Consider the following 23,611-nt stretch of genomic DNA (forward strand, 5'->3'; position numbering starts at 1 on the left):
ACTTCGGATATTGACAAAAGCGTGGAAGGTGCACCGCTGCACCACGGTAGTAGGCCAGATGTTCTTGCGCGCCTTCTCAAACCCGCTTCCCCCATGCCCTCTTTCCGGACGAGCCTCACGGTCTCGACGCTCCATCCCGGCCGCGCTCCGCAGGAAGTCGAGACCGCGGCGCGGCGGGTGCGGCGTCTGGAATCCTTCGACATCGGGATCGAGGCCGGACAGGCGCGCGTCACCTTGCGCTTCACCGCTGAGGACGAGGACGAGGCGCGTCTTGCCCACGCCGAGTTCCTTCACGCGGTGCAGGAGGTCGTCGATGTCCCCTGCGCGCACCTCGCACAGGTGGTGCGAGGGCGGAGCGTTCCGTTCGAATAAGGGGAGCGCCCCGCCCGGGCGCCGAGGGGGTCACTTTTGACGGACTTCGGGGCGCCTTTCTTCAGCCCACAGGACGTGGTGGGTCGTGCCGGGGTCGTCGATGCGCCGGTAGCCGTGCGCGCCGAAGAAATCGCGCTGCCCCTGAATGAGGGCAGCCGGAAGGCGCTCGGACCTCAACGAATCGATGTAGGCCAGACCTGAGGCGAACACGGGGGCGGGCACGCCCGCGAGAATCGCGTCGGCGGCGAGCCTGCGCCATGCGGGGAGTGCCTTCTCAAGCGCCGAGGCGAATGCGGGAGCGGTGAGCAGAGAGGGCAAGGCGGGTTCGTCCTCGTATGCGGAGGCGATGTCGTCGAGGAAGTGGGCGCGAATGATGCAGCCTCCCCGCCAGATCCTCGCGATCTGTGCGAGGTTGATGTTCCAGCCGTTGAGTTCGGAGGCCGTTGCGATCTCATGGAAGCCCTGAGCGTAGGCGGCGATCTTGGCGCCGTACAGGGCCATGCGCACGGATTCGACAAAGGCCGCACGGCTGGCGGGAGTCCGTTCGGCGGTTCCCGGGGTGATGTCCGCATTGCGAAGGGCGGTGCGCTGGGCGATCGCCGAGGAGGCGGAGCGGGCGAAGGTCGCTTCGGCGATCGCTGGCACCGGGACGCCGTGGTCGAGCGCGGTTTGCGAGGACCAGACGCCGGTGCCCTTCTGACCGGCTTGATCGACGATGACGTCGATGAGGGGCCGGCCGGTCCTCGAATCGACCTGATCCAAGACCTCGGCGGTGATGTCGATGAGGTAGGAGTCGAGTTCGGTACGCCTCCAGCTTCGGAAGACTTCGGCGATCTCATCGATGCTGAGGCCTCCGATACGACGGAGGAGATCGTATGCCTCGGCGATCACCTGCATGTCGGCGTATTCGATGCCGTTGTGCACCATCTTGACGAAGTGCCCGGCTCCGTCGGGGCCGACGTGGGCGCAGCAGGGGCGGCCGTCGACTTGGGCGGCGATGTCTTCGAGGAGGGGGCCGATCCGCGTGTAGGACTCGTCGGCTCCTCCGGGCATGAGCGAAGGCCCCTCCAGGGCGCCCTCCTCCCCTCCGGACACCCCCATCCCGACGAAGTGGATCCCTTCAGTCCGTAAAGCTTTCTCGCGGCGGATCGTGTCGGGATAGAAGGCGTTGCCCCCGTCAATGATGATGTCGCCGGGGGAGAGGACGGATCTGAGCTGGTTGACGACGGATTCCGTCGCGGCGCCGGCGGGGACCATCACGAGAACGACCCTCGGGGTCTTGAGGGAGGCAGTGAAGCCTTCGATGTCCCGAGCGGGACGGAAGAGCCCCTCGTGGGAGTAGTCGTTGACGAAGCGCTCCGTGAGATCGGGCGTGTAGTTGAAGAGGGCGACCTCGTGGCCGTGATGGGCCAGGTTGCGGGCGAGGCTCGTCCCCATGACGCCGAGTCCGTAAACGCCGATGTCGGCGCGGGGGAGGCGGTTTGGTGCGGTGGTCATGTCTTGCCTTTCCGTCCGCCGCCGCGATGCGCGGGCGGCGGACTCCTCACCGGGGCATCGATGCTGGGGTGAGGGGTCAGTCCGTGGTGAGGAACCCGCGCAGCCCTTTTTCGAGGAGGGCTTCGCGGACTTCGGCGACGAGGGCGCGCATCGCGTCTTCGGCTGCTTCGGAGGAACCGGTGGCGATGGCGCGCGCGACCTCGTCGTGGAGGTCGAGGGCGATCGGCTCGGGGTGGGCGGGGTAGAGGCCGAGGCGCGTGCGCCCGGCCAGGACCTCGGCGACGAGCTCCCTCAGCGCGTAGAAGGTGTCGTTGTGGCTTGCGGCGAGGATTGCCGAATGAAGCTTGATGTCGGTGGCGAGAAAATCGGTGAGGTCGTCCTTCGCGCCCTCGGCCCGCAATCGTGCGGCGAGTTCGAGGATCCGGGTGCGTTCGCTCTCGGTGGCCCGGCGCGCGGCCGCAGCCGCTGCGACCGGTTCGATGGCGGCGCGCATCTCGTTGAGGGCGCCGAGTTTGGGCCCTCGTGGATCGGCATCGAGCTGCCAGCGGATCAGGGTCGGTGAGAGCGCATCCCACTCGGACGCGGGGCGGATCAGGATCCCTGCGCGTCTGCGGGATTCGACGAGCCCCATGGATTCGAGCGACTTCACGCACTCGCGGGCGATGCTGCGTGAGACCCCGAACTCCGTCTGGATCCATTCGAGTGTGAGCGTGCCGCCGATCGGTAGATCGCCTGCGGCGATCCTGCGTCCGAGCGCCTCGAAAACATCACTGTGGAGCGAGGGGGACACGTTGAGCTCCTTTTGTTGAGGCTTCTGCGCCAATCATTATAGGTCTGTGATCTATGGGACTTTCCTCCTTCTTGAAATGTATGACGTATTCGGTACTATAAACGTACTATATGGACGAAGACGTCATATTTAGGAGGAGTCGTGGACGACACTCGCGAATCATCGCTGACCCACCTCGTCGTGATGGGCGTTGCCGGCAGCGGAAAGACGACCGCCGCAGCTTCACTGGCCGCTCTGACATCGTGGCCCCTCGCCGAAGCCGACGACTTCCACCCCGAAGCGAACATCGTCAAGATGTCTGCGGGCACCCCCCTCAGCGACGAAGACCGTTGGCCCTGGCTCAGGAGCCTGCGCGATTGGATGAGCGGGCAAGTGGACAAGCAGAGCTGCTCCATCGTCACCTGCTCGGCCCTCAAACGCGTCTACCGCGATCTCCTTTCCGAAGCGAAGGGTCGCGTGCTCTTCGTCCACCTTGTTGCAGAACAGGAGGCCCTGCGCGAACGCATGGAACAGCGTGAAGGGCACTTCATGCCCCCGCAGCTCCTCCCCTCCCAGTTCGCGACCCTCGAGCCCCTCAAGCCCGACGAGGACGGCATCGTCATCGAATCGCGCGAAACCCCGGAACAGACCCTCGCCGCCGTACTCGACGCACTTGAGAGCGCGGGCGTCGCCATCGCCCGCTGATCACCATTCGCACAGGATCATCACTTTCCAATGGAGGAATTCATGATGTCACCCCTTCTCGGAGCAGCCGCCAAGGCAGTCGTGCACTCCGACAATGAACTGCAGCTCGTCGGCGCAGCCCTCGCAGGCATCACGACGATCATCGTCCTAATCGTCTGGAAGAAGGTCCACCCCTTCCTGGCCCTGACGCTCGGCTCGGCCGTCCTCGCCCTCGTCGCAGGCATCCCCTTGACCGACACCTTCACATCCTTCTCGACGGGCCTCGGCTCGACCGTCGGAGGCGTCGGCACCCTCATCGCCTTCGGCGCGATCATCGGCAAACTCCTCATCGAATCCGGCGGCGCCGATCGTATCGTCGACACGATCCTCGACAAGACCCCCGTCTCCCGACTTCCCTGGGCGATGGCGCTCATCGCCTTCGTCGTCGGCATCCCCCTCTTCTTCGAAGTCGGCATCGTTCTGCTCATCCCGGTGGTCATGCTCGTCGCACGCAGGGCCGAGCAACCGCTGATCCTCGTGGGCGTGCCCGCGCTCGCCGGCCTGTCCGCCCTGCACGGCCTCGTACCGCCTCACCCCGGCCCGCTCATCGCGATCGACGCCCTCGGTGCCGACCTCGGCATCACACTCGGCCTCGGCCTCCTCCTCGCCATCCCGACCGTCATCATCGCAGGGCCCATCGCCGCCCGCGTCATGGCCCGGTGGGTTCCGATCGAGGCCCCGGCCCCTCTCGGCGGCGAATCGACCATCACCGAGCCGCAGAAGCGCCCCTCGTTCGCCATCTCGATCTTCGTCGTCCTCCTCCCCGTTCTCCTCATGCTCGGCCGCACCCTCGTGGAGACTCTGATGGGCTCCGCCAAGGAGACGCTGCTCTACACCTGCGCGGAGTTCCTCGGCCAGCCGATCGTCGCCCTCCTCATCACCGTGATCGTCGCGATCCTCGCCTTCGGCGTGGCGCCCGGCCGTAAGGCCGACGAGATCTCAACGATCGTCGGCGCCTCGCTCGGCCCGATCGCGGGGATCCTCCTCATCGTGGGCGCCGGCGGCGGCTTCAAACAGACCCTCGTCGACTCCGGCATCGCCGACGTCATCGCAATCTGGATCGAACAGGCCTCCGTCCCGGCACTCATCGCCGGCTGGCTCGTCGCCGTCGCTGTTCGCCTGGCAACTGGGTCTGCGACCGTGGCGACGATTACGGCTGCAGGTATCATGGCCCCCCTCGCAGGCGCCATGCCCCCGGTCGAGGCCGGCCTCCTCGTCCTCGCCATCGGTGCCGGCTCCGTGTTCCTCTCGCACGTCAACGACGCGGGATTCTGGCTCGTCAAGGAGTACTTCGGCATGACGGTCGGCGAGACCCTCAAGACGTGGTCGCTCATGGAGACGCTCCTCTCGTTCGTCGCAGGCGTCATGGTCTTCCTCATCGGAGCGATCCTCGGGGTCCTCTGATCGCGAGCCCCCGCGCGGATGCGCGCGGAAGGACAGAAGGCCGGGGCCGAGGGATCTGAACCCCGCGGCCCCGGCCCATCCGGGTCCGAGGCCGACCCTCAGCAGGCGCAGACCCGGCCTCCTCATTCAGCGGAGAGGAACTCCGCGAGAACGATCCTGTGATTCGCGCGCCCGGGCATCGCCTCGAGAGTCAGCTCCTGCGCCAAGCGCACTGCGAGGGCCTCGGCGGACTCCTTCTCGCCGTGGACCGTCAGTACCTTCCGGGGCCGAGGACGCAGGGCCCCGACCCAATCGATCAACTCCGATGCGTCCGCATGCACGGAGAACTCCTCATCCTTGACGATCCGGGCGTGCACGGCGACCTCGGTGCCGAGCATCTTCACGCAGGGGGCTCCCTCGGCCAGGGAACGGCCACGAGTGCCGACGGCTTGGTACCCCGTGAGGACGACGCAGTTGCGCTCATCGGGGAGCATCCGGGCCAGATGATGAAGAAACGCGGCCGCCGGTGGCCATCCCCGAGGCCGAAATGATGATCGATGGGCGGGAGAAGGCGTTGAGGCTCTTCGATTCGTCAACGCTGCGCAATTCGTGAAGCTCGAGGTGGGGCAGGCGCAATCCCCGTGCGCCCTCGCTCAGCTCCTCCGCCTGCGAACGGGCCCGATAGATCTCCAGTGATGCGAGCGCCATCGGGGAATCGACGAAAACGGGCACCCGCGGGATCCGCCCCTCGGCGCTCATCTCGTCGAGCGCCAGGAGGACGACTTCGGTCCGGTCCACGGCGAAAGCCGGGACGAGGACCGATCCTCCCGCATCGACGGCCGACCGGATCGCCTCGGCGAAGGCTTCGTGCGCAGGGCCCTCGGGCTCGGGGTGCTCGCGGTCGCCGTAGGTCGACTCGACGAGGACGAGGTCGGCGCCCTCGGGGATCTCACGGCTGCGCAGCACGGGGTGCGTCGAACGCCCGAGGTCGCCGGAGAAGAGGATGGATCCCTCCGGGGTGGCGAGTCGGATCGACCCGGATCCGAGGATGTGCCCCGCCCTCGTCCATCGGGCCTCCAAGCCGTCGCCGAGCTCGAGCGGACGGTCGAACTCGACCGAGCGGAACAGCGGCAGGGTGCGTTTGACGTAGCCGATCCGGTACAGGGGCTGCGCCTTCTCGTGACGTGAGAATCCGTGCGCGTTCGTGTACTCCGCATCCCGCTCCTGAAGATGGGCCGAGTCGCGCAGGACGATCTCGGCCAGCGCGAGGGTCGTGTCCGTTCCCCAAATCGCCCCCGAGAATCCGTTCTTCACCAGGCGCGGCAGGTAGCCGGTGTGGTCCATATGCGCGTGGGTGAGCAGGACGTCGGTGATCGAGGCGGGGGGACCGGGAAGTCCGGGGTTATACGACAAAATGTGTGGCATTTGGGGTCCTGGTTCGTTTAGTCCCAGGGGTTGGTGTATGGGCTGGTGTTGTGGTGGAGGTCTTGCCAGGTGATGGCGTCTCCCCATTGGGGCAGGCTCGTTGTTTTGATCTCTGCGGGGTGGATAGTTTGATAGGCGGCTTCAATGTCAGCATCTGTTGGCATCGTTTTGAGGATTTGAGCTGGTGGTAGTGGGTGCTCAGTGTGCATGTAGCACCACCAGAAAATTGCTTTGATCCGCCTAGTAAGGCTCAGACCACGGTGATCGGGCAGCATCTGACGAAGAGGGGCATTTGTCGCCCCCTCAATGCGGTTGGTCATTGCAGGCATGGGCCGATCCCAACTGGGGTCAAGGAAAGCAAACAAAGTGCCCGTGCTGATCAGACGGTTAAGAGTGCGACGGGCTTACCAGCCGAGCATGCGTGGGAACCCAGCCCCCATCTGGAGTGAGCGTGCGTTGGGCAAGGAAGTCCTCCCACCGTTGAGCCCACCCAATGTAGGCTGCGAGCCACTCTGAGGCCTCAGGCGCGGTTTTCGTCCGAATCAGGCTCTTACCTAGAGCGTAGAGCTCTTGACTGGCCTGTAGTCGCGGGCGAGTGGTGGTGGCACTTCGGATATTGACAAAAGCGTGGAAGGTGCACCGCTGCACCACGGTAGTAGGCCAGATGTTCTTGCGCGCCTTCTCAAACCCGCTTCCCCCATCAGTGACCACCAACAAGGGCGGGGCGATACGGCTCATTAACGCTTCCCACGCGCTTGCTTTCTCCGCTCTTGCCGCATACCAGCCCAACACATACTCATCGCTTCAGGCAATCAGAACAACAGCTTTGCGCCCTAGATGGATGCCATCAACGTAGATGACGTCATGGACCTGGTCAATGATGGGTGGCAAGGCCCAATAGCTCCACAACGCCTGGCAACGCCTCTGGAAGGATCTGCCCTCACCGGGAAGCTCTTTGAGGGTTGTCCCTGACAACAGCCAGTTAAGGAACGCTGATAAGTCTTTAGCTCCCGAGTCGATACGTTGCACCATCGAGGAATTACACCCCCGACACCTCCACCTGACTCGTCCAGCAGACGTTCTTCCATTGCGATTCATTGACTGGGCGCACACAGGGCAAACGGGAGCTCTCATATCTCCCAAGCAAACACATCAACTTAAAACCCGACTTTTCCGCTCCAAAACAACGAAAAGTCACCAAAAATGCCACACATTTTGTCCAACCTCCAAGTTGCCCCACACCAACTTCAACACAGACTTTCCCGCACCAAAACAACGAAAAGTCACCAAAAATGCCACACATTTTGTCGTATAACCCAAACCATCAGCCTCTATCGGCAACCAGATACTCACTGGTGCAACCACACATAAACAACGTAGCTTAGATACCACGAGGGGCTAGGCCTTACGGCCTAGCCCCTCGTGGTATCCCATCAACACAGTCAAGTCTTCGAATAGCGCCCTTTCCGTCAGTTACGAAGCGTCCATTTTCTTCGCATCTGCTTTCCTCTTGATGTCTACAACAGTAACGAGCTCTCCTTGAGAAACCATTGAGTCTTCCTTAAAGTTCTCTGGGAGTTTTTGTTCCCTTCAAACATCAGTTCTCACGTTCACCTCACTCGTTCACAGGCCCACCACGCGCACGGGAACGTAGCGTCACCGGAATATTCATGACAACAACCGACTGTCTGACAACAATTCGGGTATCCGACTCGACCACTTCGCAACTCTCGAGATCCGCATCATTACGAGCCACCACGTCGCCCGCCAGCTCACACGGTCTGGACCCCACGTCTTCCCACTGCGCAGTCGCCGACGCATCCGCACCCGCGAGCGCTCCAAGGTCGGCGATCGCATTCAGACGAGCTTTCGCCGAATAGAGTGCACCGGCGAACACAATGACCAGCAGGCAGATCAACACCAGCGCACAGATAGCGGTAACGAGGATCGTGCCCGAGCCCTCTTCCTTTTCCATCGCTCGTCTACAAGGTTGCCGATTAGGCGGTGTAGTGCACGTTCTCATGGCACCAACGAGTCCTTTTTGGCTCTGATCATGCATGTGTTGTCACCAATGGTCAGTCCCGAAATCGCATGCCTTGAATACGTGGCGCGAGCTTCAACCCACTCACCGTTTTCGACAACTGAAACACTTGCCCCTTTTTGGGCAAGAGAGCCTAATGCTGTAGCTCCAACTTGGGTTGGATTCACTACTCCCATCATCGCGGCACGCGCTGCTTCACTTGCCGAATGGCACAAGCTCTGACGCGCCAACACTGTGGAGGCAACACCGAGCACCAGCGCCAGCATCAATGCGATGGCAACAAAACCAATTGCCAATTCGACCGTCACTGAACCTGTTTCATCGCGACTCCGCTGTGTCTGTTTTGCCCCATCGGCTACACGAGCACGGAAGTGCCTGAAATGCGCATCTCCACGCACACACCAGGCGAATCGCACCTTTTCGAGCCCTCGTTTCCACAGGCGCTGACCCGGCCAACGCGGTTTCCTTTCGATTCCCCGTGGGGAGGGGTGTACACCCCTCCCCACTTCCACGTCAGTACTCACAATGACAGCGCCTGAGTGATGATGTTTTGAAGCAGTCCTTTCACGACTCCGGACTTCAAAACGACAATCAGGAGTCCAGCCAATCCAGCAGTGGCAACCGCACCGATTGCATACTCGACTGTCGTCGAGCCTTCTTCTGAGTCCTGGTTGCCCTTCGGCATGACTTTCGTGACGAGCGCCGACGTGGTGTCATGCACCGCCAGTTGCCCCTCGATCGTCTTTGTCGTGAGCGTGTCTAACATGATGTTCTCCTTTTGTCCGATGACCCCGAGTGTTCTCCGGGAGTTCAATGGTCAAATGTCTGCTCGAACTTTGCGAACGGACGAAAGCGATTGTGTGGATAAGTTCTGGCCCAGAGATTGGCCTGTGAATAACTCAGGGTGACGGAGGCGAAAACATGCTTCTTTACCCAAGTCCGATAATCCCGTCGCCCATCAGATGAACAACGATCGGCCCTAACCCGAGCGCCAAGAAGGCTGGTAACAGCAGGGACCCAAGGGGGATAACAAGCGTCACGCCGAGCGCTTCAGCGCGAGTCCTCGCTTCTGCAAGACGACGAGCACGTATCTGGCGAGCAGTGCGAGACAGCAAGTCGTCTGGAGCGATCCCATCGACCCACGCCGAGTGAAGAGCAAGCGCAAGCTGGTCTGCGGCTCTCTCTTCCCAAGCTCGTTCCCATGACACTCCGAGCCGTAGCTCGCGCCCGATTCGGGCAAGCTGATCATCACGGGTCGCCTCACCTAACGATTCGATCACGCTGGGGATTGCTGCACCTGATTCAAGGACAGCTCGCGCAAGATCGCAGGCAAGAGCAGGATCAATTGTTTCTTCTTTACCGCGAGCCCTTCCCATCAGGTAGTGGCTCAGAAAGTAGGCGCCGACCATGCACGTGAGCCCCACAATTGCCAGAACAGTTCCGATTCCGCCCGAAACAAACTGTTTCAAGGGCTCAGCGCCCAACGCTTGCGCTACTATCACCCCCATCAGTGGCATTGCCAGAAGGATTCGTGTTGACATGCGGGAGCCTTCTGATGCGATCCGGCGAGCTTCTTCCACAGCCTCCGCATCTTCTAAACCATCGGCAACCGCATCGAGGATATGCGCCAGCGGAGCGCCCGTTGCTCCGCTTAAACGGCAGGCTGAATCCAGCGCCTTTGAGGCATGAATAACCCCTCTACCCTGAACGGAACGTATCCACCTTTCAAGACTCGCTTCCTTCAGAGAACGGGGAATACGGTGCCCAATGCTTTTCAAGCCGATGATGTCTGTCAAGACCAGGGGCGTCCCTACTTCGTCAATTCCACCGAACGCCACATCGGGAATGAACCGTTTCCACGAAGTCTCCCAAGCAGCACCGGTCGGCGCACCGCCACGCAATCTGCCGGCCACGTCCGCGACAAGAAGGGCAAGGCGCGCGCCATCTAACTGTGTGAACGGCGAACGCCACGGAGGGGTTCGGTGGCGCCGAGCCGAACTACCCGGCACAGAAGAGACGCTGGAGCGTCCAGCATTGTCACGATCGTGCGATGACTCCTTGATTCCGACTGTTTTACCCCACGCTTTCACCAGCTTCTTTTCATGTCTGACCTGGGCATACTCAAGAAGAATCCAAGTAGCGACTGCGACGCAGCAGCCAACAAGGCTCATCATGGCGCACCGCCGTCCAGCCCGCACAGGCGCTGTATGTCAGTCCAAGCGCTACCGAAATGGGCTGTCCCGTCTTGGCTCACCTCAAGCGCAAGCTCACACTCAAGCTCACCGCCCTGACGTTTCAATATGCCGATTTGCCCGACCCATCGCCCGGGTAGCTGAGCCTGTTCCGCGTAAGACGCATCAGTGTGCGGCTCTGCTTCGTCAGACGGCTGAGAAACCTGGGGTTTTATGGCACTGCGACGCATATGAATAACCGCATCAAACGCTGCGACCGATTGGTTAATGACCGCGGAATCACTGAGTCCCGCAAGGCCTCCCAGCGCATGTAATCGGGCGGGAACATCCTCGGCAGAGTTTGCGTGCAGGGTGGCCCATCCGCCGTCGTGCCCAGTGTTGAACGCGAGCATGACATCGCGAACTTCCGGACCACGACATTCACCAAGAATCAGACGGTCGGGCCTCATTCGCATGGCTGCTCGCACGAGCTCCGACAGACTGATCCCACCCTTGCCCTGCACATTCGGGTGCCGTTCGACAAGGGATACAGCGTGAGCGTGATCCGGGTGGAGTTCCGGAATTTCTTCGATACACACGATTCGCTCGTCGTGAGGGACAAGCGACAGCAGGGCTGAAAGAAGCGTCGTTTTTCCGCTGCCGGTTGCCCCGGAAATCAGAACGTTGGCACGACAAGCACACAATGCGCGAAGCACCTGAGCCACAACGGGAGCAACCGACCCGCACTCCTCCATTTCACTCAGTCCCATCCCGCGAGCGCGCGGGGTTCTCAGCGAGATGAGTGTCCCGGATGCGCTGGGGGCGGGAAGGACAGCGTGGAGTCGGATTCCTCCTTCGAGTGTTCCGTCAACGATGGGACTGGCATCGTCAAGGCGTTTCCCGCAGGCGGCCGCCATGTGTACAGCGAGGGCGCGCGTTTGGGCGTCCGTTGAATGTGAAAACTCGCGTTCTTCCAACCCAAAACCGCGGTCGATCCACGCGTGAGTGGAGTTAATGAGCACGTCGGTGACTCCGTTGATTGCCAGTAGGCGGGCGACTTCCGGCCCGGTTCCCTGCGCGAGAGTTCGGATTCTTTCTTGAAGGTGTCGCATTTCGTCGACGCCCGCGCCGGGGCGAGCGCTTTCTGCGACGGCTTTTTCGAGGTCACCGTGTGTTGCCAGGTGCCGCAGTGTTCGCTCTTCAATTTCTTGACGGCTCAGTCGCCATCCGTCTTCGGGCGGATTCTGAGCTTTCTGACGAGGCATGCTTTTGGGTGCGTGGGGCGTGAAGAACATCAGAGCGCACCCTCACCGATTCCAAGCTCGCAGAACAGGCGACGACAGTGCGCCTGTAGTGCTCGCTTGAGCGTCAAGACCGGGGCGTTAGTCAGCGCGCGGATATTCCCACTATTCCCCGTCGTAGTCAGCAATACGCAGGGCAGGCAAGACTGAAGTGGCCACAACGTCAACGAGCACGCGCACTGGGTGGCGCCCTGGCGGTCTGCTCGTCCGATCAATACGAGTGCGCTCGCATGTGCACCCACGCAGGCGGCCGACCTCTCGTCCCACCGTCCACAGTCAACTACGCACCCGTGTCCGGCTTCGTTCAGACTTGAAATGACCGCGCCTAAGCGAGAGTCCAGTGGCGTAGCGACCCCAAGCCCATCCCCCGTTAACACGCTGACGCGTTGAACGATGGGCAGGGTGCGCGCAAGTTCGGGTGAATACGCTACTTCCCCGTACGCCAGATCCGCCCATCGCACGCCACGGCTCTCCGGTAGGTCTGCGCACGATGGGGCTGGTGCGTGTCCGCTTGCGTCAATGAGTACGAGGCCGCGCTCATGCGCGAGTTGGTGCGCAATCGAGCTGGTCCCGACTCCTCCGTTCCACCCAGCAACGCAGATACATGGGCGGGATGGATGCGTTGAAGACAATGCTGTAGCTTCCGTTTCTTCGCGCGGTTGTCCAGCGTGTTCACGAAGGATGGCGCGAAGAAGGTCCTCGTCTTCAGGAAGGCGGAATTGGCCGTGAGCTCCTACTTCGATGCGGGTGCTTCCCAGTCTGCCAATCGCGTACGGTCCGGCAATAACAAGAAGAGGCGAAGAGTAAGGTGTCCGGCCTCGTTCGTCTGCGTCCTCGAGCCACGAGTGCGCATCACCCACCTGGATGTCCACGTGCTCGCGCGCAATCATGCGACGCACGAAGCGCTCATCGTTGCGGGTAAGACCGTCGAGAATCAGACGCGCAGTGCAGGGCGCATACTCTGGCTTCACCGTCCCGAATCTGCCCAGCCCACGCCGAGCACCCCGGATGAAAGTATTGCGTTTACCCATCGAGTTTCCTCCAACACACCCGCCGAGCCCCACTGAAAAGACCCGACTCGTTGGACGCACTCTTGCACTGCGAACAGGCAGATTCCACGTGAGCGTAGTGAAATTGTGGAAGACTAATCTGATACCAATCGACCTGTGGATAAGCGGGGTCACAAGCCCCGCAATTTCACCAAATACGTCAGTGCCGACTCTAATCCGTCCCGCTGACCCTCGAATGGCAAGGAGCATGTGATGATTCAACCCCCGCTTCAGCGAAATTCAGCTGCCTTCTTTGATCTTGATAAGACGATCCTTGCCACGTCGTCCTCGATTGCTCTTCAGAGCTCCTTCGTTGACGCCGGCCTCCTGTCGCGCCGAGCTGCCGCCATGTCCGTCCTCGTCCAGCTTCCCTACCTGCTCAAAGGCGCAGATGAAAAGCGGATGGACAAGATGGCTGAAGCGATCGGTGACCTGGCCAAAGGCATGAATGCTTCCCTCCTTGAAGCGACCGTTGAATCCTCCATCAGCCACGCGATTGACCCGGTGTGTTTCACGCAGGCACTCGAAGAAATCCAGTTCCATCATGACCAGATGCGACCCGTTGTTGTTGCGTCCGCATCTGTCATTGAAATCGTTCGCCCGATTGGCAAGATGCTGGGTGCTGATGCCTGTCTCGGCTCGATCGCTGAAGTGAATGACGACGGTGAGTACACGGGCACCGTGCTCCACTACAACCAGGCGGCGAACAAGGCGGCGGCCTGCAAAGAGCTTGCCGCCAAACGCGGGTGGAATATGGATGAATGCTGGGCGTACTCCGATTCTGTTTCCGATATTCCTCTACTGTCTGCCGTCGGCCACCCGATCGCCGTCAACCCCGACAAGGGCTTGCGTGAGGCAGCCGTGAAGAACGGGTGGGAGATCATGCGTTTCACTTCGACCGCAGCTGTGCACCGAACGATTCCCACGCCGTCGCGTCGCACGCTTGCCATGATCGGCGCGGGTGTGGCGATTGGCGCGGCAGCCGTAGGGTATGTGACAGCAAAGCGCGCCTAACTACTAGGGCAACGTGTCACCTGCGGGTTTCTGGGCTAAGTCGCCTTTTGAATCGCCTACTGTCGGACCTGCTTGTACTTGACGAGCCTTGCGATCTAGCTGAGCCTGCCAGCTTGGACGTGGAAAGCAATGTCAGCGCCGATCTTCGCGCCGTATTCGAATGCGCGTATCGAATGAACAAGCCACCTGGCAACGCTTTCCTCGCTGGCAGCCACCCAACCGCCGAGCGCGCGCGAGGCTTCCGCTTGGTTCTCAGCATCGAAGGCTGAAATCACTGCGACACCCGTGGGTTCAACTCCTTGGGTGACCAGAAGCCATCGCGCAAGCCCATACCCGACCGCGCCAGATGCTGGATCAAAGACGGTGCGAAACCGGAAGTGCGCAACCAGGCAGGCTGCTTTCACAAGCGCCGGTAATTGCCCGTTGATCAGCGTCATCGCATATGCGAGCGCACCGCCGTCGTGTGGAATTGCTACGTGTCCAACATCGAGTCTTCCCGATTCGACGAGGCCGGAACAGGCATCTCGGTGGAGTCCCGCGATCAGGGCCGGAAGTGGCCGAGGGGTTTTTCGGGTGGGAACTCGAGCGTTTAAAGGGTCAAAACCTGCCCTGAGGTTCGCTTGGGACCTCCAAATCCCCAGTGCCAGGTCCATCGCTGGATCGCGGGTGGCACCCGATCCGGTGCGTTCATCGGTGACAGCAGACCAAGGCGCGTCATTCATTGAGGCGATACGCATGTCGTCAACATGTGTTCTGGCGCCACACAGGATCGCAATCGCTGCTGCCTCACGGACTGACGCCTCGGCGCGAGCTTCTTCCCAACCGCGACGCAATCCCTCGTGAAAGCGCAACGTGGTAAACGCCTTCAAGGCGTCCTCGCAAGCCAAACGTACTTCTTCGCGGGCACTCGCACCGGCGATGACGGCAAGCGTGGGGTCAACAAGGGAATCGATAGTCACTTCTTCAGACTACTAACCGGTGGCCACTGGGCGGGCATATGCCCGGATGTGCGACATACTTGAGGCATGAATCTTCGCCCGATCCCCCGTTCTGAGCACGTGCGCAGTGGCGTATACGCCCTTGTTTTTGCGCCCGTCGCCCTGATCTTCATGGGGTCGTCGATGGCTGATTTACAGGCGCAAGCCGCCGTTGGTCTGCCACTGGCTTCGGTCGAAGGTTTGATCGGTGTCGCGTTGGCGACGATTATCTTGGCATTGGTATCACTGAACTGCGAGGAGTCTCCCGCCGGAATGTACGTGACGTCCGCGCTTTCAATTCCGATTGGGCTGAGCCAAGCAGCCGGTTACCTGCGCGTTCCACTCTTGCAGTCGATGATTTTGGATCTGCCAGATATGCGTTCGTCGGTCCTGTGGAGCCTCTACCCACTGTCGGTCACTCTGATCACCGGATGTGCCGCGGTTGCGCTGACGTATGCGCGCTACCCGGCAGTCAAAATCGATTCTCTGGTTCCCTATCCTGCGATTACAGGGCATCGGCACACGTGGGTGGCCTCGTTGTCGATTCCCGCAACGCTGATTGCGTCGATACTCTTTGTCTTAGCGGCACCGAATGACACCAGCGCGGTGAGCGCGAACGGACTGTCCGCACTGGAGCCGGCGGTGGGAACGCACGCTCTCGAAACGATCATCGCCGCGATTCTCTTGGGTTTAACTGCTCTGGTCGCACGTTTTTCGTTGACCGGCCCGCAGGCTGGCGCGTGGCTGATCATGGCGGTTCCCACGTACATGCTGGTTCCGCTCTGGTCATCAATCACGGGTTCCGTGGTCACTCCGGGGCCCTCGGTGACGACTCAGTTGGCGCTTGCGTCTCCCGTCATTGCGTCCCTGGGATGTCTGTTGGGCGCCTCCACAATGGGTATCTACGTGGCACGACAGCGGGTCAGCGTAGGGGACGAGGCCACCCAGCTTGATACACAGCGTGACCAAAACAATGGTGACGAAACGCGCCTAGCGGATAAATAAGCCGAAAGTCCGGCATTTTTCTCGATAGTGTGTACCCACAAGCAGGAGGAGCACCATGTCTGATCAGGATTTCACAACACCCAAGGACGATGACTTCGTCGCACCCGAAACATCCGAATACTTCAGCGATGAACCGATGATGGCCGAAGGTGAAGCTGCCGATAGCCCAGCACTTCCGCTGACCGGCGAAGAGGTTGACCTTCCAGGTGAAATCTCAAGCGCGGACGACATTATCGGCGAATCGTCTCTTGTTCAGACCGGCCAGATTGAACCCGTGATTCTGACCCCGCACACGACCACCATCCCCGTGATGACGGACGGTATTCCTGCGATCGTCATCGACCCGGTTTCGGATCCGACTCCGACTCCGCGTGACGTGATGGCGAATCGTGTTGACACTCCCGCTACCGACGAAGCTCCCGCAACTCCCGCTTCGGTTGAAGCATCGACCGTTCAGCGTCGTTCCTTTATGACGGCCGCTCCGGTTGAAGAGGTCGAGGAAGAAACTGAAACCACGTGGAAGCCCCGCGAAGAGGCTGTTGAAACGACCGAACCGGAGCAGCCTTTCGTTGCGACGACTCCAACTTCGCTTGATGATTCGATCTTTGAAGGCGCAACCCTCACAGCAGAAATGCCGTCGCGCGCCGGAGCCCACTGGGGTTCCCTGCTCTCGTTCTTCATCCTGGCACCGATCGCCTGGTATCTGGCCGCGGATGCTGGCTCGCGCATGACGAATGCGATGACGGGCGTTCCGACAATTGACACTCCTCTTGTGTCGACGCTGGCACTGGGTGAGCTTCTGGTTGCAATTGTGATCGGCATTGCTCTGCTGATCGCTGCGTGCAAGTCCTCACTTGGCCCCTGCTTCTCCGGTGTGATCACCACGATCATTGGTCTGCCGTGGCTGGTTGTTCCGGCCATGACCGCCGAATACACCAAGCCGGTTTTGACATGGCTGTACAACTGGAACACGGTGGGCGCGAACTTCACGCACCACGTCCAGCTTGCCGGTTATTCCGGTCGATTCCTTCTGATGGGTATTGCCATGATCTTCATTGGCATCCTGTCCCACCGAGTCCGTCGCACCGGTCGCGCCGAAGAGGTCCTGCGTTCCGAGGTCGAAAAGGTGAACCCGACCAGCGCTCACTACACTGCGCGCGCACGTCGCAAGGCAGAAAAGGCCGCTGGCCTGCGCTGAAGATCCTGATCAGGCTCTCCCCGGTGGGTGCAAGCAAAAGCTTGCACCCACCGGCGTTTTTATGCCCAGACCATGCGCAATAAGCGCGGATGAACAGTGATTAAACAAAGACGACAGAGAAATAAAACAGGTCGCCTACTCGTTGTGATCAACGCACAAACGCTCGCAGATTCGGCGGTTATATGTGCGTTTTCGGCGTGTCCACACGGTTTCTTCACCTAGTAGCGGTCAACAGGGCATACTGTGTGGTGTATCAGTCTCGTATGTCCTATGGCACACGAGTGCTCAATAATGGTTTCGACCTCGTTACCCACGAGGCCACGAGCAGAAAGGAGCCCCGCCACATGATTGGTGACGGTAACTTCATCAGCCAAGTCCCGCTGTTCGGCGGCCTCGATGATTCCCAGCAGATTTCCCTGCAACAGAAGATGGGCCACACGACCCTGCGTCGTGGCGAGACTCTCTTCGACGAGGGCGACCTTGGCGATCGCCTCTACATCATCACCGAAGGCAAGGTGAAGCTCGGTCACACGTCAAACGATGGTCGTGAGTCCCTGCTTGCAGTCCTCGGCCCCGGTGAAATCATTGGTGAACTGACCCTGTTCGATCCGGGTCCGCGTTCCACCACCGCAACTGCCGTTTCCCCGGTTTCGCTGCTCCACCTGGACCACGAAGACCTCATGGAAATCCTCGACACGAACCCGACCCTGGCAAAGCACATGCTGAAGGCACTCGCCCAGCGTCTGCGTCGCACCAACGAGTCTCTGTCCGACCTCGTCTTCTCCGACGTCCCCGGTCGCGTGGCAAAGGCTCTGCTGGATCTGGCAGATCGCTTCGGCACTGCATCCGACAAGGGCGTTCACGTTCCTCACGACCTGACCCAGGAAGAGCTTGCTCAGCTGGTTGGCGCTTCGCGCGAAACCGTGAACAAGTCGCTCGCCGACTTCGTCTCCCGTGGCTGGATCCGCCTGGAAGGTCGCGCAGTGACCCTGCTCGACGTTGACCGCCTGGCACGTCGCGCACGCTGATCTCACAAGGTAACCCTCGGGGTTTATCCTTCATTAGACGCAACTGGGGGGCTCGGAACTTTTAGTTCCGAGCCCCCCAGTCGTATTCAGTCTGTTAAATCCGTCAGCGAAGCGCCAACCGATCAGGCCATCACAGCTCAGTCTTCGATCGGTCGCTTCAAGTAGGCAACCAGATTCTCTGAACCAGTCGGACCGGGGATCACCTGAACGAGCTCCCACCCGTCAGAACCCCACTGGTCAAGAATTGCTTTCGTGGCATGCGTAAGCAACGGAATCGTTGCATATTCCCATTTAGTCATGGCTCAATCCTACGTTCTTCACTGCCACTCGTTCCACGACGGCCACGCCGTCGCGGCCTCGTCAATCAGTGGCATCAAACGAAACTGATGTTCACCCGCGAACGTGCGCAAGCACCCGCGGAACCTTCGCCGCACGAATCTCAGCAGCCAGCGGATCCGGGGAGGACTCCAGCCAGGCCCGCCAATTTTCAACGGTCGTGTAGTGGCGAAGCATTGCGCGTCGCTCACGCTCTGTCAACCCACCCCACACGCCAAAATTGGCTTCGGACTGCAGGGCGTCAGCAAGACATTCCAAACGGACCTCGCACTGCAAACAACGCAGGCGTACCTGGCGCTGCGCAGCCCCTTGAACAAATGAAGCATCAGGTTCAGAGTTTGCACACAGCGCCTTTGCTACCCAACTCTGATCCTGGTCAATGGTGGTCATGAATATGCACTTCCAAATCGCTCGCCTATGAGCTTCCACCTGTGACGATACACACATCCACAGTAATTAACAAACCGAAGATGTCTCGCCCTGGCAGAGAGTCACACAAAAAAGAAGCGTCTGCTCACTGCGGAGCGCTCACCAACACGTATTCTTAACCTATGTCGCACAATCACTCGCGCCTTATCCGGCCCGCACAGCTCGTCGCGCTCCTCGTGGCATTCGTGTCCACGTCAGCACTCATCGGCGTGCTCGGGGCAGGCATGTTCGTCCCGCTCACCGGATCTCTCGCGCTCGCCGCCAAGTCGATGCCGGAAGTTTTCAACGACCTCCCCAGCGAAATTGAAGTCGTCGAGCCCGCAGAAGAATCGCAAATGCTCGATTCAACAGGCGCAGTGATTGCACGCTTCTACGACAAACAGCGCATCGTCGTCCCCTCGGCAAACATCGCCGACATCATGAAGCAAGCCATCGTCACAGTCGAAGACAAGCGCTTCTACGAACACGACGGCGTTGACGCAACCGGCATCGCCCGCGCATTCGTCAACAACTTGGCCGAAACCGGCACCCAGGGCGCATCCACCATTACGCAGCAGTACGTTCGAAACGCCCTCCTTGAAAAGGGCTACTTGGAAGGCGACGCTGAACAGGTCAACGCGGCAACCGAACAGACCGCAGCCCGCAAGCTCCGCGAGATCAAATACGCTCTCGCCCTTGAACGGAAGCTGGACAAAGATCAGGTTCTCACCGGTTACCTAAATATCGCGCCCTTCGGCCCCATCACCTACGGTGTCGAAGCCGCATCGCAGCGCTACTTCTCCAAGAGCGCCTCTGAAATCAACTACCTCGAAGCAGCAATGCTCGCAGGCTTGGTCCAGTCCCCCGTTGAATACAATCCTCTGTCATACCCTGAAGCAGCAAAAGAACGTCGCGACCTTGTTCTTGGCTTGATGCTTGAACAGGAAATCATCACGCAAGAGGAATACGACGCGGGCCTCGCCACCACCATTGAAGACATGTTGAACCCGAACGTCTCCGCCGAAGGATGCTCCGGCGCATCGGGCTCCTCCGCATACTTCTGCGACTACGTCCTGTCACAATTCCTTGCCGATGACACCTACGGCGATACGTCCGCGAAACGCGAACACATGCTGAAGACCGCGGGCATCACGATCCGCACCACCCTTGATCCGACGAAGCAAGCGGCCGCTTGGAACTCACTGACCAGCGCGATCCCCGTCGACGACGCCTCCGACGTTGATACCGCACTGGTGTCCGTTGAGCCCAGCACCGGACACATCCTAGTGATGAGCCAGAACACCAACTACGGTGTTGAAGCCGGCCAGACCATGGCAAACTACGCCGCCGATGGTCAGTTCCAGGTCGGTTCAACCTACAAGGTCTTCACCCTGTTGCAATGGTTCAAGGAAGGCCACAGCGCCTACGAAGCCGTTGGTTCAGCAAACCGCTACTACGGTTCGAACGCCTTCCACTGTGGCGATCAAACGATCAACACCGGCGCCTACAACGTCGTCGACCTTCCCGGCAAGGACGGCGCAATGAACGTCATTCGCGCAACCGGCCTGTCGGTTAACCAAGCGTTCGTGAACATGGCATCGCGCGTTGACTTCTGTCAGATCTTCCAGACCGCCTACGACCTTGGCGTAACCCAAAACGGCGAGGTCGCCGACCTCTTCCCGGCAAACGTCTTGGGCACCTCGTCAACAAACCCGCTTGAAGTTGCCGGTGCTTTCGCTGCGATCGCGAACAACGGTAACTACTGCAAGCCGAACGCGCTCCTGTCGGTCACAGACCGCGACGAGAACACGCTGAAGGAATACGCGCCCGAATGTAGCCAGGTCATCCCCGAAACCGCCGCCCAGCAGACGGCAACGACGCTGACACAGGCCGTGAGCCAGTACTACACGTCCACACACATCGCTGACGGCCGCCAGTTCGCCGGTAAGTCGGGTACAACGGATAACAACTCGAACACATGGATGAGCGGTTTCACCCCCTCTCTGGCCACCTCGGCATGGGTTGGCCACGCGAACGCTTCAACCCAGCCCGTTCAAGACGTGACCATCAACGGCGTCTACTACTCCCAGCTTTACGGTGAGACCTTCGTTGGTCGCACCATCTGGGCACCCTACATGTCAGCCGTTATGGCGGGCACTCCGATCGAGCCCATGCCGATGGTCAGCATCGGTTCCCCCGCCCCGCAGCCTCATACTCAGCAGCCCGAAGCTCAGACAACCGAGTAGTACGAAGAGGAAGACTCCGAATAAGGCAGACCCATGACGTACGACGTGCACACAAGCTCCCTCAACATCGCTGGGCGCGCGTTTAAAGGCGTCGCCTACACGACCCTTGGCATGGGGTTGGCGGGGGCGTCAGCACTCGCCTGGGGCTCGTTTGAACGACGCTGGCCAACATTGCGACACGTCCACGTCACCTTGGATCCATCGCGCAATATCCAGCCACTGACAATCCTTCACGTCTCTGACCTGCACATGTTTCCCGGCCAAGACTTCATCGAAGATTTCCTCAGGAAAGTTACGGCCACAAACCACATTGATTTCGTCGTTTCTACCGGCGATAACTTCTCCAGTGTGGACGGCCTCGTCCCCCTGATGCGCGCCTACAAACCACTGCTGGACTACCCCGGTGCCTACGTGCTCGGCTCGAATGACTACTATTCGCAGATGCCGAAGAGCTGGGCACGCTACCTTGTCGGCGGACACCCTCAAAAGGCGCGCACAACGCCGGACCTGCCGTGGACTGAACTGACTTCCGCATTCCACGAAGCCGGCTGGACGAACCTGACTAACCGCGCAGATACGCTTTCGATTCCCGTTGTCTTAGCACCGGTTGCGCGCGTCTCGTCTTCGTCGACCATCGCACCTGGCGCTTCTTCGCCTTCTATTCACGAGGCCGCGCACACGTCCCAAACGCTCAGCTTTATCGGGACCGACGACGCGCACCTCAACCGCGATCGACTTCCCATCCCGTTGGATTCGTGGGCGAACCAGCAGAACCTGCGTATCGGTCTCACGCACGCTCCATATACGCGCGTTTTAAACGCCATGACGGACGCTGGAGCCGACCTTATCTTCGCCGGTCACACGCACGGCGGTCAGATTGGACTTCCCGGCTTTGGAGCGATCGTGACGAACTGCGACCTCCCACGGAAATACGCAAAAGGGCTGCACTCGTGGCGATATGGCACGCACCAGTCCTTCGTCAATGTCAGTGCCGGGCTGGGGACGTCGCGCTACGCGCAGGTTCGTATCGCAACACGCCCCGAGGCCACCCTTCTTTCAATCGCATAGCGTTCACGCAGCCCGTTTGGATAGCGCTACCGGCGAATGATTGCCACGCATTTAGGCTGGGCGCTCGGATCGGGCACTGTGACTTATTCGGCAGACTCTAGGGGCTTTCCGTTTTGTCATCTGGGACTTTGACTCGCTATACTCGAACAGTCGCACGGGGTGTGGCGCAGTTTGGTAGCGCGCTTCGTTCGGGACGAAGAGGTCGTGGGTTCAAATCCCGCCACCCCGACTCGTGTGAGATCCTCCGGCACTGCAGGTGTCGGAGGCTTTTTCATTTTTTGGCGACGGAGAGCTTAAACGACAAATGTTATATATCAATCGTTCATCATAGAAGCGTCGAGCAGACAAAACCACCGAATATAAAGAAAACGGCCTCAACCCGCAAGTCCAGACCGTTTCAGTCGAGCCACCTGTGGGAATCGAACCCACGACCTATTCATTACAAGCCCGGTAAAGAGTTCCACTCATTTTCGGCATCGTATCTTCGCTGGCTCTGTGCTTCGTTTTTCTTTTTACTCGTATTGCCAGCAACTATGGCAATGCCAGTAATGACGGCAACTATGGCAGTGATGGCGCTGCCAGCAATGCCCGTTTTTTTCAACAATTGGGCATGCTTGCCAATGCTAATGGCTGAAACTTTAGTCATGCTCAAAACTGTTATTCCTTTTGAACAACTCGCCCGCCTATGGACTGTAGAGATGTCCGCACGCTCTTTGTCAGTAAGGACGATTGATGAACGATTACGTGTCGTAGACCAATTCACTCAGCAAACGGGGGTGAACGCTCAGGTAGCCAATTTCGAAGACATTACTTTATGGCTTGCCACGTTACCGTCTGCGATCACGCGCCACACGTATTACGTGCATCTGCGAGCCTTCTATCATTGGCTGGTTATCAGCGATCACCGTCAGGACAATCCTATGTCCCGCGTTGCAGCGCCTAAACGTCCTAAGTATCAACCGCGACCCATCACAGATGAACAGCTACGAGCCGTTCTCACCTCGCCTCTGCGTCCCGCCACGCGCACCCGCATCATGCTTGCTGCCTTTGCTGGGCTGCGAGTCCACGAAATAGCGAAAATACGCGGACAAGACATCGATCACGCAACGGGAATGATAACCGTAGTTGGAAAAGGCAATAAAACCGCCGTTCTGCCGGTGCATCCCATCATCTTGCGCGAGGCTGAACACTACCCTCTACGCGGTTGGTGGTTCCCTTCTTCTACATGCCCTCACACGCATGTCGAGCGTCGGGCTGTTGGTTCAAGTATTTCTGACGCTTTTGCACGCGCGGGTATCACAATGACTTCCCACCAGCTACGCCACTATTTCGCCACAGCCCTACTCGAAGCAGGAGCAGACGCGCGAGTAGTACAAACCCTTATGCGTCACGAAAACCTACAAACAACCGCCCTATACATGAACGTTTCAGTGCGCCTACAACGCCAGGCTCTCGACCTACTACCAACCATGTTCAACAACTACCTGTTCTAACCGCCAGCACTGCCAGCAACGTCGGCATTGACGGCAATGACGGCAACGCTGGCAACCGTAGACATGTAACCCATGAGGAGACAATG

General features: G+C 59.9%; 24 protein-coding genes, 1 tRNA gene and 1 pseudogene. 11 read left to right on the forward strand and 15 right to left on the reverse strand.

Annotated features, from left to right (window positions below; translation table 11 throughout):
• A partial coding sequence (locus HMPREF9241_RS01105; protein ID WP_006680430.1) for a hypothetical protein occupies positions 1-372 on the forward strand: 372 nt, incomplete at its 5' end.
• 30 nt (positions 373-402) lie between these two features.
• Here the strand turns inward: HMPREF9241_RS01105 and gndA are convergent.
• Positions 403-1,869 (reverse strand): NADP-dependent phosphogluconate dehydrogenase, encoded by a 1,467-nt coding sequence (gene gndA, locus HMPREF9241_RS01110; protein ID WP_006680431.1) that lies wholly within the window; start codon positions 1,867-1,869, stop codon positions 403-405.
• A gap of 76 nt (positions 1,870-1,945) precedes the next feature.
• Positions 1,946-2,659 (reverse strand): FadR/GntR family transcriptional regulator, encoded by a 714-nt coding sequence (locus tag HMPREF9241_RS01115; protein ID WP_006680432.1) that lies wholly within the window; start codon positions 2,657-2,659, stop codon positions 1,946-1,948.
• Positions 2,660-2,800: 141 nt separating this feature from the next.
• On the opposite strand from HMPREF9241_RS01115, the gene HMPREF9241_RS01120 reads away from it, so the two are divergent.
• Together HMPREF9241_RS01120 and HMPREF9241_RS01125 are read left to right on the forward strand one after the other, a co-directional pair.
• Positions 2,801-3,343 (forward strand): gluconokinase, encoded by a 543-nt coding sequence (locus HMPREF9241_RS01120; RefSeq protein WP_006680433.1) that lies wholly within the window; start codon positions 2,801-2,803, stop codon positions 3,341-3,343.
• A 42-nt stretch (positions 3,344-3,385) separates the two neighbouring features.
• Positions 3,386-4,786, forward strand: a complete 1,401-nt coding sequence (locus HMPREF9241_RS01125) for a GntP family permease (RefSeq protein ID WP_006680434.1) — start codon at positions 3,386-3,388, stop codon at positions 4,784-4,786.
• A 122-nt stretch (positions 4,787-4,908) separates the two neighbouring features.
• Here HMPREF9241_RS01125 and HMPREF9241_RS09570 read toward each other — a convergent pair whose 3' ends face one another.
• The 9 genes and pseudogenes from HMPREF9241_RS09570 to HMPREF9241_RS01170 form a co-directional block, all read right to left on the reverse strand.
• Positions 4,909-5,163: an MBL fold metallo-hydrolase RNA specificity domain-containing protein gene (locus HMPREF9241_RS09570; RefSeq protein WP_243440763.1), complete on the reverse strand. Its 255-nt coding sequence runs from the start codon at positions 5,161-5,163 to the stop codon at positions 4,909-4,911.
• A gap of 82 nt (positions 5,164-5,245) precedes the next feature.
• On the reverse strand, positions 5,246-6,190 hold the full coding sequence (locus HMPREF9241_RS01130; protein ID WP_006680436.1) for an MBL fold metallo-hydrolase: 945 nt from the start codon (positions 6,188-6,190) through the stop codon (positions 5,246-5,248).
• 17 nt (positions 6,191-6,207) lie between these two features.
• Positions 6,208-7,324: pseudogene (locus HMPREF9241_RS08930) on the reverse strand (IS1249 family transposase).
• Positions 7,325-7,805: 481 nt separating this feature from the next.
• Entirely contained in the window at positions 7,806-8,165 is a 360-nt protein-coding gene (locus HMPREF9241_RS01145; protein WP_006680440.1) for an Rv3654c family TadE-like protein, read from the reverse strand.
• A gap of 44 nt (positions 8,166-8,209) precedes the next feature.
• Positions 8,210-8,539, reverse strand: coding sequence for a hypothetical protein (locus tag HMPREF9241_RS01150; protein ID WP_040318334.1), 330 nt, complete (start codon positions 8,537-8,539; stop codon positions 8,210-8,212).
• 212 nt (positions 8,540-8,751) lie between these two features.
• A complete protein-coding gene (locus HMPREF9241_RS01155; RefSeq protein ID WP_006680442.1) occupies positions 8,752-8,997 on the reverse strand; it encodes a DUF4244 domain-containing protein in 246 nt (81 codons plus the stop codon).
• A 163-nt stretch (positions 8,998-9,160) separates the two neighbouring features.
• The gene (locus HMPREF9241_RS01160) at positions 9,161-10,405 is read right to left on the reverse strand and encodes a type II secretion system F family protein (protein WP_006680443.1); all 1,245 of its coding nucleotides are present in this window, start codon (positions 10,403-10,405) and stop codon (positions 9,161-9,163) included.
• Positions 10,402-11,667 carry a TadA family conjugal transfer-associated ATPase gene (locus tag HMPREF9241_RS01165; RefSeq protein ID WP_131367592.1) on the reverse strand — a complete coding sequence of 422 codons (1,266 nt, stop codon included), beginning with the start codon at positions 11,665-11,667 and terminating at the stop codon, positions 10,402-10,404. Before HMPREF9241_RS01165 ends, HMPREF9241_RS01160 begins: the two co-directional genes overlap by 4 nt.
• Positions 11,668-11,696: 29 nt before the next feature.
• A complete protein-coding gene (locus tag HMPREF9241_RS01170) occupies positions 11,697-12,734 on the reverse strand; it encodes a CpaE-like family protein (protein WP_006680445.1) in 1,038 nt (345 codons plus the stop codon).
• A gap of 231 nt (positions 12,735-12,965) precedes the next feature.
• On the opposite strand from HMPREF9241_RS01170, the gene HMPREF9241_RS01175 reads away from it, so the two are divergent.
• The gene (locus tag HMPREF9241_RS01175) at positions 12,966-13,766 is read left to right on the forward strand and encodes an HAD family hydrolase (RefSeq protein ID WP_006680446.1); all 801 of its coding nucleotides are present in this window, start codon (positions 12,966-12,968) and stop codon (positions 13,764-13,766) included.
• A gap of 95 nt (positions 13,767-13,861) precedes the next feature.
• Here HMPREF9241_RS01175 and HMPREF9241_RS01180 read toward each other — a convergent pair whose 3' ends face one another.
• The gene (locus tag HMPREF9241_RS01180) at positions 13,862-14,725 is read right to left on the reverse strand and encodes a hypothetical protein (RefSeq protein ID WP_006680447.1); all 864 of its coding nucleotides are present in this window, start codon (positions 14,723-14,725) and stop codon (positions 13,862-13,864) included.
• A 66-nt stretch (positions 14,726-14,791) separates the two neighbouring features.
• On the opposite strand from HMPREF9241_RS01180, the gene HMPREF9241_RS01185 reads away from it, so the two are divergent.
• The 3 genes from HMPREF9241_RS01185 to HMPREF9241_RS01195 all read left to right on the forward strand — a co-directional run bounded on the left by HMPREF9241_RS01185 (position 14,792) and on the right by HMPREF9241_RS01195 (position 17,974).
• Positions 14,792-15,748: a hypothetical protein gene (locus HMPREF9241_RS01185; RefSeq protein ID WP_006680448.1), complete on the forward strand. Its 957-nt coding sequence runs from the start codon at positions 14,792-14,794 to the stop codon at positions 15,746-15,748.
• Between the two features lie 55 nt (positions 15,749-15,803).
• A complete protein-coding gene (locus HMPREF9241_RS08715) occupies positions 15,804-16,946 on the forward strand; it encodes a hypothetical protein (protein WP_006680449.1) in 1,143 nt (380 codons plus the stop codon).
• 344 nt (positions 16,947-17,290) lie between these two features.
• Complete coding sequence (locus HMPREF9241_RS01195; protein ID WP_040318335.1) at positions 17,291-17,974, forward strand: Crp/Fnr family transcriptional regulator; 684 nt, start codon at positions 17,291-17,293, stop codon at positions 17,972-17,974.
• Between the two features lie 137 nt (positions 17,975-18,111).
• Here HMPREF9241_RS01195 and sp36 read toward each other — a convergent pair whose 3' ends face one another.
• Positions 18,112-18,273, reverse strand: coding sequence for a Sp36 family protein (gene sp36 / locus HMPREF9241_RS08935; RefSeq protein ID WP_006680451.1), 162 nt, complete (start codon positions 18,271-18,273; stop codon positions 18,112-18,114).
• Positions 18,274-18,364: 91 nt separating this feature from the next.
• The gene (locus tag HMPREF9241_RS01200) at positions 18,365-18,700 is read right to left on the reverse strand and encodes a WhiB family transcriptional regulator (RefSeq protein ID WP_006680452.1); all 336 of its coding nucleotides are present in this window, start codon (positions 18,698-18,700) and stop codon (positions 18,365-18,367) included.
• Between the two features lie 161 nt (positions 18,701-18,861).
• Between HMPREF9241_RS01200 and HMPREF9241_RS01205 the strand changes: the two genes are divergently transcribed.
• The 3 genes from HMPREF9241_RS01205 to HMPREF9241_RS01215 all read left to right on the forward strand — a co-directional run bounded on the left by HMPREF9241_RS01205 (position 18,862) and on the right by HMPREF9241_RS01215 (position 22,261).
• Complete coding sequence (locus tag HMPREF9241_RS01205; RefSeq protein WP_006680453.1) at positions 18,862-20,964, forward strand: transglycosylase domain-containing protein; 2,103 nt, start codon at positions 18,862-18,864, stop codon at positions 20,962-20,964.
• A 33-nt stretch (positions 20,965-20,997) separates the two neighbouring features.
• Positions 20,998-22,032 carry a metallophosphoesterase gene (locus HMPREF9241_RS01210; protein ID WP_006680454.1) on the forward strand — a complete coding sequence of 345 codons (1,035 nt, stop codon included), beginning with the start codon at positions 20,998-21,000 and terminating at the stop codon, positions 22,030-22,032.
• Positions 22,033-22,187: 155 nt separating this feature from the next.
• Positions 22,188-22,261: transfer RNA gene (locus tag HMPREF9241_RS01215), tRNA-Pro, on the forward strand.
• A 210-nt stretch (positions 22,262-22,471) separates the two neighbouring features.
• Here the strand turns inward: HMPREF9241_RS01215 and HMPREF9241_RS09345 are convergent.
• Entirely contained in the window at positions 22,472-22,678 is a 207-nt protein-coding gene (locus tag HMPREF9241_RS09345; protein WP_040318336.1) for a hypothetical protein, read from the reverse strand.
• On the opposite strand from HMPREF9241_RS09345, the gene HMPREF9241_RS01225 reads away from it, so the two are divergent.
• Positions 22,677-23,525 carry a tyrosine-type recombinase/integrase gene (locus HMPREF9241_RS01225; protein ID WP_050998759.1) on the forward strand — a complete coding sequence of 283 codons (849 nt, stop codon included), beginning with the start codon at positions 22,677-22,679 and terminating at the stop codon, positions 23,523-23,525. The two genes, HMPREF9241_RS09345 and HMPREF9241_RS01225, sit on opposite strands and share 2 nt — an antisense overlap.
• Positions 23,526-23,611: the final 86 nt, after the last annotated feature.

The sequence above is a fragment of the Schaalia turicensis ACS-279-V-Col4 genome, assembly GCF_000296505.1.
Classification (GTDB): Bacteria; Actinomycetota; Actinomycetes; order Actinomycetales; family Actinomycetaceae; genus Pauljensenia; species Pauljensenia turicensis_A.

Coding starts and splice junctions, on each gene's coding strand:
- HMPREF9241_RS08715 (WP_006680449.1), top strand. CDS start 15,804: ATGTCTGATCAGGATTTCACAACACCCAAGGACGATGACTTCGTCGCA.
- HMPREF9241_RS01200 (WP_006680452.1), bottom strand. CDS start 18,700: ATGACCACCATTGACCAGGATCAGAGTTGGGTAGCAAAGGCGCTGTGT.
- HMPREF9241_RS01125 (WP_006680434.1), top strand. CDS start 3,386: ATGATGTCACCCCTTCTCGGAGCAGCCGCCAAGGCAGTCGTGCACTCC.
- HMPREF9241_RS09345 (WP_040318336.1), bottom strand. CDS start 22,678: ATGACTAAAGTTTCAGCCATTAGCATTGGCAAGCATGCCCAATTGTTG.
- HMPREF9241_RS01155 (WP_006680442.1), bottom strand. CDS start 8,997: ATGTTAGACACGCTCACGACAAAGACGATCGAGGGGCAACTGGCGGTG.
- HMPREF9241_RS01165 (WP_131367592.1), bottom strand. CDS start 11,667: ATGCCTCGTCAGAAAGCTCAGAATCCGCCCGAAGACGGATGGCGACTG.
- HMPREF9241_RS01130 (WP_006680436.1), bottom strand. CDS start 6,190: ATGCCACACATTTTGTCGTATAACCCCGGACTTCCCGGTCCCCCCGCC.
- HMPREF9241_RS01205 (WP_006680453.1), top strand. CDS start 18,862: ATGTCGCACAATCACTCGCGCCTTATCCGGCCCGCACAGCTCGTCGCG.
- HMPREF9241_RS01170 (WP_006680445.1), bottom strand. CDS start 12,734: ATGGGTAAACGCAATACTTTCATCCGGGGTGCTCGGCGTGGGCTGGGC.
- HMPREF9241_RS01210 (WP_006680454.1), top strand. CDS start 20,998: ATGACGTACGACGTGCACACAAGCTCCCTCAACATCGCTGGGCGCGCG.
- gndA (WP_006680431.1), bottom strand. CDS start 1,869: ATGACCACCGCACCAAACCGCCTCCCCCGCGCCGACATCGGCGTTTAC.
- HMPREF9241_RS01160 (WP_006680443.1), bottom strand. CDS start 10,405: ATGATGAGCCTTGTTGGCTGCTGCGTCGCAGTCGCTACTTGGATTCTT.
- HMPREF9241_RS01175 (WP_006680446.1), top strand. CDS start 12,966: ATGATTCAACCCCCGCTTCAGCGAAATTCAGCTGCCTTCTTTGATCTT.
- HMPREF9241_RS09570 (WP_243440763.1), bottom strand. CDS start 5,163: ATGCTCGGCACCGAGGTCGCCGTGCACGCCCGGATCGTCAAGGATGAG.
- HMPREF9241_RS01225 (WP_050998759.1), top strand. CDS start 22,677: ATGCTCAAAACTGTTATTCCTTTTGAACAACTCGCCCGCCTATGGACT.
- HMPREF9241_RS01195 (WP_040318335.1), top strand. CDS start 17,291: ATGATTGGTGACGGTAACTTCATCAGCCAAGTCCCGCTGTTCGGCGGC.
- HMPREF9241_RS01145 (WP_006680440.1), bottom strand. CDS start 8,165: ATGGAAAAGGAAGAGGGCTCGGGCACGATCCTCGTTACCGCTATCTGT.
- HMPREF9241_RS01185 (WP_006680448.1), top strand. CDS start 14,792: ATGAATCTTCGCCCGATCCCCCGTTCTGAGCACGTGCGCAGTGGCGTA.
- sp36 (WP_006680451.1), bottom strand. CDS start 18,273: ATGACTAAATGGGAATATGCAACGATTCCGTTGCTTACGCATGCCACG.